This window comes from Bacteroides sp. Phil13, from assembly GCF_001940965.1.
Taxonomy (GTDB): Bacteria; Bacteroidota; Bacteroidia; order Bacteroidales; family Bacteroidaceae; genus Bacteroides; species Bacteroides intestinalis.
In genome coordinates this window covers 182-11,715 of the sequence record NZ_MSHA01000069.1, presented here as the reverse complement: position 1 = coordinate 11,715, position 11,534 = coordinate 182, and the positions used below count along the sequence as shown (strand labels likewise).

The following is an 11,534-nucleotide window of genomic DNA, read 5'->3' as shown; positions in this document are numbered from 1 at the left end:
AACCAACTGAACTAACGCACCATAATTTCATTTTTAATTGCTATCTCTCTCGATTGCGGTTGCAAAGGTAGGCATTTCTTTGAAACCTGCAATAGCTTGGAAGAAATATTTTTCATCTTTTTTAAACTAAGCTTGATTATAAGATATTTATATTACCTTTGTCTGACGAGAAAAAAATCGAATAACAAATCAAAATGAACCAAAAGCGAGAAAAATCATGAGAAATACTCCTATTGAACGTAAGTTGATAGACGAAACCATCGAAGCATTTCAAATTGCCGACTTTGGAAAGGCTACTATCCGCGAAGTAAAAGCAATTGCTGCCAAAGCAGAAGTTGAGTCAGGTATAGAATTCATAAAAATGGAAATGGGTGTACCAGGTCTGCCTCCTTCGACAGTAGGTGTAAAAGCTGAAATTGAAGCATTACAAAGAGGAATTGCCAGTCTCTACCCCGACATCAACGGATTACCTGCCCTGAAAGAAGAAGCTTCACGTTTTATCAAAGCTTTCATTAATGTAGATTTAAAGCCCGAAGGGTGTGTACCAGTTACCGGTTCTATGCAAGGCACTTTCGCCTCATTCCTCACTTGCAGTCAATGTGATGAAAAGAAAGATACGATATTGTTTATCGACCCGGGATTTCCTGTGCAAAAACAACAGTTGGTGGTCATGGGACAAAAGTTTGAAACCTTTGATGTATATGACTTCCGTGGTGACAAACTAAAAGAAAAGCTGGAAAGCTATCTTGAGAAAGGCAATATTTCTGCTATTGTTTACTCAAACCCTAACAATCCCAGTTGGATATGTTTAAAGGAAGAAGAACTGCATATTATCGGAGAACTTGCCACGAAGTATGATGTAATTGTCCTAGAAGATCTGGCTTACTTTGCAATGGACTTCCGCCAGGATTTGAGCAAACCATTCCAACCACCTTACCAACCATCAGTGGCACATTATACAGACAATTATGTATTGCTTATTTCCGGCTCTAAAGCATTCAGTTATGCCGGACAACGCATTGGAGTAAGCTGCATCTCAAACAAATTGTACCATCGCTCCTACCCTGGACTCACCAAACGATACGGAGGTGGCACATTTGGTACAGTATTCATTCATCGGGTACTTTATGCTCTTTCTTCAGGTACCAGTCACTCTGCACAATACGCACTTGCTGCCATGTTGAAAGCTGCTAACGAAGGGCAATACAACTTCCTTGATGAGGTAAAGATATATGGTGAACGTGCACACAAATTAAAAGAAATTTTCCTTCGTCATGGTTTCCATTTGGTATATGACAATGATTTGGGTAATCCAGTTGCCGATGGTTTCTACTTTACCATTGGCTATCCGGGTATGACCAGTGGGGAACTTGCTAAAGAATTGATGTATTATGGTGTCAGTGCCATATCACTGATTACAACAGGTAGCCACCAGGAAGGTTTACGCGCTTGTACTTCTTTCATTCAGGATCATCAATACGCACAATTAGAAGAACGGATGGCAATCTTTGCAGAAAACCATCCGGTGAAATAAGTAAATAGAAAAAATAAATTTACCAGTTAGTGCCGGTATCCCACCACAAACGGGTACCGGCATTATCATCCCCACCCAAAGCATTGACTAATGCACGATACTGCTCTGGATTCTCCGTTTGTAAGCCTCCGGGAAAATTTAACCGACGTATCATGATTTCTGTATCGACGCAACCGTCCTTACTGTGATTGAAGCGTACGGGGAAAAGACGTGGGTATCCTGTTCTACGCTGTTCCGCCCAAGCTTCACATCCTTCTGGAAACATCGCCAACCACTTTTGAGTCATAATCTTTTCTAATTTTGTATCCCGGTCAGCTGTTTCAATCCACTTTGGAGACACTGTACAACGTGCTTTTATATTATTTTCAGTATCATATGTATCCACAAAGTCAGCAGCCAATTTATCACTATTCAAATAATCTGCCGTTTGCAATATACCATGTTGACGCAAAGATGCAGTAACCCCTCTCTCGTAACAGGTACCGGCATTTTCACTTGTCCAGTCCCGTAAAGCAGCTTCTGCCCGCAAGAACCAAACCTCAGCAGCAGTCATAAGAATAGCATCTGTCTTTTGAGTGGCTTGCAATTTAGATAAACCAAGATAAGAAGTATGAGAGAAACAAGTCCCCTGCCGGATACCACGATATTGTCCCGTATATGTCTTATCCTGACAAGTAGCAAAATAAACAGCTTTCCGGGGATCTTCGTAACCGTTCATAATAGATTCCATGGGAGCACTCATATAAGTTTCATTCCACACCAGATTAAGTTCACCCAGCGGATTGGTATATCCACTCTGAGTTGAGACAGCTACCAGTTCATTTTCCGTTTCCAACACTCCATATTCATTATTAAATGCTTTGAGAAACTCTGAACGTGACTTTTCCTTATCCGCCAATGCAATACGCATAGCAAGTCTCATTCTCAATGAATTGGCAAACTTAATCCACGAAATATATTTACCATCCATCAATATATCAAAACGGGAGAACTCAGCAGCTTCCGGATTCGACTCAACATAATCAGTAAGAACTGTCACAGCCGTATCTAACTCACAAAAGAATTCTTTGTATACAGCTTCCTGTGTATCGGGAGCATATTCTGCATCAGGATCGGCAAAGTGTGTATACACAATAGAACCATAATAATCCGTAACGCGATGCATCACTTCAACTTTCAGAATCTTTGTTATTCCGAAAAAGCCGGAATGCTTGTCACGAGTTGCATTTTCCGACTGGTATATCTGCGGAAAAATATACGAATAAGTATGTCCCCACATAGCACTATTCCAACCATCCTGCAAATTATAGTCCGAATTATGACTTCCTCCATTCAGCGGTTTACCATCATGCATATATCCACTGAACATATCGGCATTCAGATTCTGTGTCAACTGAAAAGGCCAGTTCTTACCTTTTCCATAATCATAATTAAAGTAAATACCTTGCTGGATAATGCCTAAACGAATACCATGTTCATTGTAATCAATCTGCAAATCTTCATCCGTTACTCCGGACAAATCCGTATTGATATCTTTAAAGTCACCTGTACACGAAGCTAATAATAGCAGTCCCCCGAATATCCAACTATATCTTTTCATTCCACTTTTCTCCTCATCCATTAAAATTCACACTTCAATGAAAAGCCCCAACTACGCGTCGTAGGCATTCCATACACATCAATACCTTGATTGTCATTGCCGGTAGACAATACCAAATCAGGATCAAAAGGAGCCTTCTTATAAAAGAAGAACAAATTACGGGCTATAAATGACAGTTGTACTTTCTTCAACACCTTAGATTTCTCCATCCAGGAGGCAGGTAACTGATATGACAACGAAAGTTCTCTCAACCGGATATTTGTAGCGTCATACATATAGTATTCCGTTGTTCCCGCACGTCCACCAACTATCTTATAAAATCCCTTTACATTATCTATCCGATGTCCTTCGAGCATTACATAGCCTTCATCGCGAGCTTGCGCTGTAACTTCCGATACACCATACAAGTCCATATCTGCCTGCGTTTGTGAAAGTACTTTCCCTCCATAACGGCAATCTACCAGGAAATAAAGCGAGATGTCTTTATAAGAAAGTGTATGATTCCATCCCATCTGGAACTTCGGATTAGAGTTACCTACCTTTACCGTGTTCCCATCACCTTCTATTTTAGGTAATCCGGCATTACTTTCTTCCGTCTCATACACAATATTACCTGAAGCATCCCGAACAAAAGCTTTTCCATAAATATCACCGATAGAACCACCTTTCACCAACTTCATGGCATAACTGGAAGAGAAGCTGGTAGGTCCATAAACAAACTCTTTCAATTCTTCATGCAAAGCGACAATCTTATTCTTATTAGTTGCAAAATTAAGAGTGGTACTCCACATGAAATCTTTCGTCAACACTGGTGTTGCATCCAATGCTATTTCCCAGCCACGGTTCAGAATATTACCAGCATTCACATACCGATAAGCATATTTATCACCCGCCAATGTAGGTAATTTAAAGAATTGGTTGCGAGTATTCGTTTTATAAAAAGTAAGATTAAAACCAATGCGACTATTCAAAAAACGCGCCTCAGCACCAGCCTCCCACGAATAATTCATTTCCGGTTCCATCTCTTTAAAAGGAGCTGCATCATTTGCCAAATACTCACCACCGGCAGTTATATGAGACAGAGGATATGTCATGAATGGAGGAATATCATTGCCTACCATACTATAAGCTCCACGTACCTTAGCGTATGACACCCATTCCGGCAATGTAAACAAGCGACTCAAGATCAGCGATGTTCCGATAGAAGGATAAAGATATCCCCGTTTCTCATGTTTGGTATGTGAAAGAGTGGATGCCCAGTCATTACGGGCAGTCAAATCAATATAAGCGCTTTCTTTGTATCCCACCTGGACAGTGGCAAACAAGGATTGTAGCTGGCGACGGGCATCTATCTTCTGATCAAGGGCAGCCGAACCATTCATTATGATATTTGCCAAATTGAAAACATTGGCATAATATAATGAAGCAGTCTTAGAGTCATAACGAGTAGAATTGGTGGTTTTGTCATTGAGACTCGTACCCAGCGCGCCGTTCACAGCGAAGTCACCCCATTGCTTCTTCATCATAAGCATCAGATCACCATAAAACTGGATATCCTGATAGTCCATTTCTATGTAACGTCCGTTCGTACCTGCTAAAGCCGGAGCTGTGGAAGCATAGAATTTCTGACGAAGCTTGTCATTAATACAATCAACATTACCACGAGTCTGTACTGTCAACCAATCATTTACTTTGAAACTTGCCGATAAGGATACTATAGCATGCAAGCGTACTTCTTTACTTTGTATACGATTCACAATCCAATAAGGATTTTGTTCAAAGTCATCATAAGAAGTATGCCAGTTTTGTATATTCAAATTTCTACTCTCATCATATACTTCGAAATTATCCTTGTAATAGGTCAGATCCTCTCCACGAGGAAAGCGATAAAGACCGACTAACGGATTCATATAAAATCCGCCCACCGTCGGTTTATTCTTAGTAACTTGCCGCATCAGGTTTACACTACCATCTAACCTCAGACGATCGTTAAACAAAGTAGAAGTTTCTCTGAAAGTAAGATTATGTTTCGACAAACGGTTTTTATCAATAATTCCTTTACCGGTAGTATTGGCATACGAGAAGTAGTTTTGCAATTTTTCGTTACCATGACTCAAGGATACAGAAGTAATAGAAGCCATTCCCGTAGAAAAGAAATCTTTCAGATTATCATTTTTTGGCAAATTTTGTCGCTCACCCCAACTATCTATAACTTCACTGACTCCATAACGGTTTTGCATCTCAGGCAAAGAAACAGCTTTATCAAACATAAGACTGGTAGAGAATGAAATACTACGCTGTCCCTGTGATTTACCTTTCTTGGTTGTAATCAAAATCACACCATTACCTGCCTGGCTTCCATAGAGTGCAGCAGCAGGAGCGCCCTTCAGGATACTTATACTTTCAATATCTTCTGAATTTAAATTTGAAATGCCATCACCACCATCGCGATTTCCTGCATTAGCTGTCCCTCCTATGGCACTGAAAGCTTGTTCCGAACTTGAATTCAGCATAGGAACACCGTCAATTACATAAAGAGGTTGATTTTCACCAGCCACCGAACGGATTCCACGAATACTTACCTTCGCAGAAGCCCCCAAACCTGATGAGACCTGATTTATTTGTACACCCGCAGCTTTACCTGTCAACGATGTTATCAAATTCGGCATTTTAACCCTCGTCAGTTCTTCATTCTTTATCTGACTCATGGCATAAGAAAGAGAGTGTTCTTTCTTCTCAATACCCAATGCAGTCACAACTATTTTATCCAGTTCCACAGCATCCTCTACCATTGTTATATTCAGGAAAGTCTTTCCACCCACACTTATCTCCTGCGTTTTATATCCCATAAAAGAAAATCGCAACATAGCATTGTCTGCAACAGTCAATTTAAACTTCCCTTCCATATCAGTAACCGTACCGTTTGAAGTACCTATTTCTAACACTGTAGCACCCGCCAAGGGCGCACCATCCTCACCTACAACGCATCCTGTAAGAGTTTTCTGTGCCAAGATTACCATCAAACTACTTTCTACGTCGTTTGCAACAAAAGCATAACAAGAACTACTGTATAAGAAAAAATAACTAAAAAATAAAAAACAGATATAACTATAGATAGTAAGTTTCATAATTTGCAATAAAGAAATAACAATCTGCAAATGTAACCAATTTCTTTTTCAATTAAAACCTGTTATATAACATATAAGTAATATCTATCAGTGAAAAAAGAACAATAATATTTGTTTTTCGAGGATTTGTATGTATATTAGGGGCATGGATACTAATGCGGACATATTTAAAATAGAAACAAACCATGTGGTACCCTCACGTGGAAAAGTGTTGATATCTGAGCCTTTCCTCTATGATGAGATGTTTGGACGTTCCGTTATTTTGTTGGTAGACCACTCCACAGATGGCACAATGGGGTTGGTACTCAACAAACCACTTCCTTTAAGCCTAAATGATGTATTGAAAGAATTTAAGGATATAAGCAATATACCAATCTACAAAGGTGGTCCATTAAGCACTGACACATTGTTTTATCTTCACACTCTGAAAGACGTGGAAGATTCGCTGCAAATAGGAAAAGGAGTTTATCTGAATGGAGACTTCGATGCCATCCGCCGTTATATTTTGCAAGGTAATGATATCGACGGAAAGATACGTTTCTTCCTGGGCTATTCCGGTTGGGAACATGATCAATTATGCCAGGAAATAGAAGAAAACACCTGGTTAATAGGCTCAACAGGCATCTCCTCCCTTATGGATGAAAAAGGAAGTGCAGAGTTATGGAAAAATGTATTGGGACAGCTGGGAGGCAAGTATGAAATATGGTCACGCTTTCCACAAATTCCTACACTAAATTAATCATTCCGGATACGCTGCAATAATGCAACATCCTTGAAATATCCTTCAATACATAGCCAGTCTTTTAATAATCCGCAAGAAACAAAGCCACATGAAGTAAACAGGCGCATACTTGCTTCATTATCTGTAGCGATGTGAACAAATAATTGTCGCATACGCAGAAAATCAAAAGCATATTCGCAAAGCAATGTTAATGCATCCTTTGCATAGCCTGCTCCACGAAACTCTTTCCTGATCACGATACCCACTTCTCCACGCGCGTGCATAGGAGAAAAGTCCGTTATATCAATCGTACCAATTGTTAGACCGTCTTCAAGACGCACAATCATCATACGCAGTTGCTTATCAGCAAACATATCACACTGTGAGTTTTCCATGTATTGCTTCATAACATAGCGCGAATAGGGTACTGTAAAGTTACTGATATCCCACTGTTGAGGATCATTTTCCATCTCACAAATAAGTTCCAGGTCTTCCGGCTCCATAGCACGAAGACGAATACGGTCATTTATAAAATAGGTGTGCTTCATTCAGATGTAACATTTATCAGGAGTCACCAGTACACGGCTCTCCGGGTTATAAATGCCAAGGCTCAATCCCATTTTGCGATGATGGGACAACAAGCGAATAATAGTTGAAAAAGAAAAGGCACGACAATCATATACTACATGTGTGAAACCTTTCAGTGAAATGAATGGACTTCCATGGCCATCTACAGCAGACATTTCATTGGATACAACAAAGTGATGCTTTCCACTTAATCCATTACGCTTTAAAAGTACGCGCAAGCTATGAATGGTTGCTTCTTCACCAAATACGAGAAAACGAGGAAAACGTTCTCCTCTCTGAAAAGAGGTTTTCATCTCTTTTACCGGAAAACTAAACAAACGCTGAACAAAAAGCACAAACAAGCGAACGCACATCTGTAGATGAATACCTGCACGCACCAGCCAACGCCCTATAACACCATAACGTTCTCCATGTTTACAAAAGAAAATATCCATTGCCTCACAAAATACACGCACATGCCGATAAGTATCCTTCGATGTACTTTCTCCCTTATAATGCAATATCGGATAAGGCAAATAATAATTTTGATATCCTGCTTCTTCTATCCGACAAGACAGGTCAATATCCTCACCATACATGAAGAAATTTTCATCCAGTAATCCGGTTTTATCTAATGCTGAACGACGAAGCAACATAAATGCACCCGCCAGCACTTCCACCTGATGAACGCCATCCATATCCAAAGCAGTACAATAATAACCACCCAAACTTTTAGAGTGCGGAAACAATCGTCCCAAACCGGACAATTTACCAAAAGTTGCCGCCAAAGTAGGATATCCACGTTTAGATTCCCTCAAAAAGCGTCCGTCATGCGTTATCATTTTCACACCGGCAGCCCCGGCTTCAGGATGAGCATCCATAAAAAGTATTACCTCTTCCAATGTCTGTTCCGACAATACAGTGTCAGGATTCAGCAGTAGCACATACTCCCCTTTCGACTCACGAATTGCTTGGTTATTGGCACAGGCAAAGCCCAGATTTTCTCTATTATAGATATAGGTAATATTCGGAAAGCGCTCAGTGATATATGCTTCAGAATCGTCCATAGAGGCATTATCCACTACCAGAATCTCAACTGAAAGATTGTCAATAGCCCTGTATAAGGAACAAAGACACTGCTCCAGGTAATACTTAACATTATAATTGACTATGACAACGGAAAGTTTCATGCTTCCTCCTCTTTATTAATATGCAATTCCTTACGCAAGCGTCCTTCACCGGGTAGACAAAACAAGGAAGCCGTTAGAGCAATAAAAGCACAAAGAATTCCTTTATTACTCAACATGAGATAATAAACGGCAAAGCCCGCCAACACCGGTAACATTAAAAGTACGATACGAGTTTTACTCCAGAAAGAATACAAATGCAAGGCTTCGGGCAAACTAACCTTATCGATTTTGCACGTAAGCATCCATGCAAATAATTTTAAGGATACGGGCACACAGATAGCCACCAGCAAAATAACCAATGTTTCAGCAAAATAAGTAGCACGTACATCAGCAGCATACGTGCCTACCCATTCCCCACCTGTTTCACCTACTACAATTAACAGAACCGGCAGCAACCAAAAGCTGACAAATATAACTTTTAAACGAGCCGCCACGTGTTTTATCCGATCTTCCATGCGCTAATAACTTAATAACTAATAATTCAATTTGTTCCGAAAAAAGGAGTTCGATTCACAATACTACGTCCCAATGTCACCTCATCTGCATATTCCAGTTCGTCACCAACAGAAATACCACGAGCTATGACACTCAACTTCACACCCAATTTCTCCAATTTACGGTAAATATAAAAATTGGTTGTATCACCCTCCATTGTAGTACTAAGTGCCAGGATAACTTCCTTTATTCCACCTGCAGATACACGCTGCACAAGACTTTCTATTTGTAAATCGCCTGGCCCCACTCCATCCATCGGTGAAATAACACCACCCAACACATGGTAAAGCCCACGGAATTGCTGCGTAGCTTCCACTGCCATAACATCACGGATATTTTCAACAACGCACACAGTAGAACCATCCCGCTGTGGGTTAGCACAGATACGGCAAGTTTCCGTATCCGATATATTGTGGCAGACTTTACAATATTTCACTTCGTGCTTCAGCGTAACAATGGCGTTACCAAAAGCCTCCACTACCGCCGTATCCTGTCGCAAAAGATGCAACACCAGGCGCATAGCCGTCTTTCGTCCAACTCCGGGCAGCTTGGCAAATTCACTCACCGCCTTCTCTAATAATATCGAGGAAAATTGTCCATTCATATTTAAAAATCAACTATTGGCAACAAAGATAATGCAAATTGGGGGCAGAACTTTCATGCAAGCATGAAAAAGTTCTGCCGAAATACAGCTTATCTTCTCAAAAGATAATCAGAATTCTGCATTCTGAACACGAAATTTTGAAATAAGTGTTACCTTTGCACGCATAAATAAAGAAAAGCTGCCTGTAAGGAGTGTAAATATTTACGTACCACTGTTCATAACAGCTCTTGGAAGGGGCATAACGTTTTTAAGAATATACAAGGTAAGGTTTTAAAACGCCATCATATTTTTAAAACGTTGGGAGGGTTTCAAAAAAGCATTCTCCACACGAAAAAAGAATAAAAAACTTTCTAAATTTGACAATAAAAATGGATATTACAAGCGCCGAGTTCGTCATTAGTAACACAGACGTTAAAAAATGCCCCCCAGGAATACTTCCCGAATATGCCTTTATCGGACGTTCCAACGTTGGAAAATCCAGCCTCATCAATATGTTGACAGGACGTAAAGGACTTGCCATGACTTCTGCCACTCCGGGAAAAACAATGCTTATTAACCACTTCCTTATTAATAAAAGCTGGTATATAGTTGATCTACCCGGTTACGGCTACGCCAGACGCGGACAAAAAGGAAAATCACAGATACAGCGTATCATTGAAGATTATATTCTGGAACGTGAACAAATGACGAACCTCTTTGTGCTTATTGACTCACGTCTCGATCCACAAGTCATCGATATCGAATTCATGGGATGGTTGGGCGAACATGGAATCCCCTTCTCCATCGTCTTTACCAAAGGCGATAAGCTGAAAGGAGGCAGATTGAACAGCAATATCCAGCAGTATCTGAAAAAACTAAAAGAGCAATGGGAAGAACTTCCCCCATATTTTGTAACCTCTTCTGAGAACAGAATGGGCAAAAAAGAGATATTAGATTATATAGAGAGTATTAATAAAGAATTGAATACCAAATAAAGTAATAGTTATATGAAAAAGAGTGTATTTTCAGTGGCATTTATTGTCACTTTGCTTCTGGTGTCTGCCAATAGTCAGGCACAGTCGCTAAAAGATTTATTCAATAAAGAAAACGTAGAAAAGGTAGTTAGTGCCGTTACTGGTAAAAATACCGTTGATATGACAGGAACATGGTCCTATACTGGTTCTGCTATCGAATTTGAATCAGATAATTTATTAATGAAAGCCGGTGGTGCAGTAGCCGCTACTACGGCAGAAGCCAAGCTCGACGAGCAATTAAGTAAAGTAGGCATCAAACCCGGACAAATGAGCTTTACCTTTGCGGCCGACAGTACATTCAACGTCAAATTGGGAGCCAAAACTTTGAAGGGTACCTATACATACGATGCTACCGAAAAACATGTAGCCATGAAGTTCGTTAAACTGATAAACATGAATGCCAAAGTTAATTGCACATCAAGCAATATGGATTTGCTGTTCGAATCTGATAAACTTTTAAAGCTTATTACTTTCCTTTCCAGCAAAAGCAGCAATGCAACACTAAAAACAATCAGCTCTCTGGCAAACAGCTACGATGGCATGATGCTAGGGTTCTCACTCGAAAAGAAAGAATAACAATATACAGAAATTAAAAAGCCCCGTAAACTTACTGTTTACGGGGCTTTTTAATTATTAATTTCTTAGATTATTATGAGAATTGAGCGGAAAACGAGACTCGAAC

10 protein-coding genes are annotated in these 11,534 nt (G+C 40.0%); 4 read left to right on the top strand and 6 right to left on the bottom strand.

Going from position 1 to position 11,534, the window contains the following annotated elements; translation table 11 throughout:
- The first annotated feature begins 217 nt into the window (after positions 1 to 217).
- Entirely contained in the window at positions 218 to 1,534 is a 1,317-nt protein-coding gene (locus BWI44_RS12830) for an aminotransferase class I/II-fold pyridoxal phosphate-dependent enzyme (RefSeq protein WP_195208918.1), read from the top strand.
- A 19-nt stretch (positions 1,535 to 1,553) separates the two neighbouring features.
- Here the strand turns inward: BWI44_RS12830 and BWI44_RS12825 are convergent, their stop codons facing one another.
- Both BWI44_RS12825 and BWI44_RS12820 read right to left on the bottom strand, forming a co-directional pair.
- Positions 1,554 to 3,134 carry a SusD/RagB family nutrient-binding outer membrane lipoprotein gene (locus BWI44_RS12825; protein WP_195208917.1) on the bottom strand — a complete coding sequence of 527 codons (1,581 nt, stop codon included), beginning with the start codon at positions 3,132 to 3,134 and terminating at the stop codon, positions 1,554 to 1,556.
- A gap of 20 nt (positions 3,135 to 3,154) precedes the next feature.
- On the bottom strand, positions 3,155 to 6,154 hold the full coding sequence (locus BWI44_RS12820; RefSeq protein WP_229036123.1) for a SusC/RagA family TonB-linked outer membrane protein: 3,000 nt from the start codon (positions 6,152 to 6,154) through the stop codon (positions 3,155 to 3,157).
- 253 nt (positions 6,155 to 6,407) lie between these two features.
- Between BWI44_RS12820 and BWI44_RS12815 the strand changes: the two genes are divergently transcribed.
- A complete protein-coding gene (locus BWI44_RS12815; RefSeq protein WP_118294794.1) occupies positions 6,408 to 7,001 on the top strand; it encodes a YqgE/AlgH family protein in 594 nt (197 codons plus the stop codon).
- On the opposite strand, the gene BWI44_RS12810 is transcribed toward BWI44_RS12815, so the two are convergent.
- The 4 genes from BWI44_RS12810 to recR are packed head-to-tail and all read right to left on the bottom strand — an operon-like array spanning position 6,998 to position 9,839.
- A complete protein-coding gene (locus BWI44_RS12810) occupies positions 6,998 to 7,531 on the bottom strand; it encodes a GNAT family N-acetyltransferase (protein ID WP_195208915.1) in 534 nt (177 codons plus the stop codon). The genes BWI44_RS12815 and BWI44_RS12810 overlap by 4 nt on opposite strands.
- The gene (locus BWI44_RS12805) at positions 7,532 to 8,740 is read right to left on the bottom strand and encodes a glycosyltransferase family 2 protein (RefSeq protein WP_195208914.1); all 1,209 of its coding nucleotides are present in this window, start codon (positions 8,738 to 8,740) and stop codon (positions 7,532 to 7,534) included. It lies immediately after the preceding gene.
- Positions 8,737 to 9,195, bottom strand: coding sequence for a hypothetical protein (locus BWI44_RS12800; protein WP_195208913.1), 459 nt, complete (start codon positions 9,193 to 9,195; stop codon positions 8,737 to 8,739). Before BWI44_RS12800 ends, BWI44_RS12805 begins: the two co-directional genes overlap by 4 nt.
- Positions 9,196 to 9,221: 26 nt before the next feature.
- The gene (gene recR, locus BWI44_RS12795) at positions 9,222 to 9,839 is read right to left on the bottom strand and encodes a recombination mediator RecR (protein WP_118294553.1); all 618 of its coding nucleotides are present in this window, start codon (positions 9,837 to 9,839) and stop codon (positions 9,222 to 9,224) included.
- A gap of 368 nt (positions 9,840 to 10,207) precedes the next feature.
- On the opposite strand from recR, the gene yihA reads away from it, so the two are divergent.
- Positions 10,208 to 10,813 (top strand): ribosome biogenesis GTP-binding protein YihA/YsxC, encoded by a 606-nt coding sequence (gene yihA / locus BWI44_RS12790; protein WP_195208912.1) that lies wholly within the window; start codon positions 10,208 to 10,210, stop codon positions 10,811 to 10,813.
- 12 nt (positions 10,814 to 10,825) lie between these two features.
- Entirely contained in the window at positions 10,826 to 11,428 is a 603-nt protein-coding gene (locus tag BWI44_RS12785) for a DUF4923 family protein (RefSeq protein ID WP_007663117.1), read from the top strand.
- Positions 11,429 to 11,534: the final 106 nt, after the last annotated feature.

Excerpts from the sequence above, each read along its gene's own strand:
- BWI44_RS12820 (WP_229036123.1), bottom strand. The coding sequence starts at position 6,154 with ATGGTAATCTTGGCACAGAAAACTCTTACAGGATGCGTTGTAGGTGAG.
- BWI44_RS12800 (WP_195208913.1), bottom strand. The coding sequence starts at position 9,195 with ATGGAAGATCGGATAAAACACGTGGCGGCTCGTTTAAAAGTTATATTT.
- yihA (WP_195208912.1), top strand. The coding sequence starts at position 10,208 with ATGGATATTACAAGCGCCGAGTTCGTCATTAGTAACACAGACGTTAAA.
- BWI44_RS12785 (WP_007663117.1), top strand. The coding sequence starts at position 10,826 with ATGAAAAAGAGTGTATTTTCAGTGGCATTTATTGTCACTTTGCTTCTG.
- BWI44_RS12830 (WP_195208918.1), top strand. The coding sequence starts at position 218 with ATGAGAAATACTCCTATTGAACGTAAGTTGATAGACGAAACCATCGAA.
- BWI44_RS12815 (WP_118294794.1), top strand. The coding sequence starts at position 6,408 with ATGGATACTAATGCGGACATATTTAAAATAGAAACAAACCATGTGGTA.
- BWI44_RS12825 (WP_195208917.1), bottom strand. The coding sequence starts at position 3,134 with ATGAAAAGATATAGTTGGATATTCGGGGGACTGCTATTATTAGCTTCG.
- BWI44_RS12805 (WP_195208914.1), bottom strand. The coding sequence starts at position 8,740 with ATGAAACTTTCCGTTGTCATAGTCAATTATAATGTTAAGTATTACCTG.
- BWI44_RS12810 (WP_195208915.1), bottom strand. The coding sequence starts at position 7,531 with ATGAAGCACACCTATTTTATAAATGACCGTATTCGTCTTCGTGCTATG.
- recR (WP_118294553.1), bottom strand. The coding sequence starts at position 9,839 with ATGAATGGACAATTTTCCTCGATATTATTAGAGAAGGCGGTGAGTGAA.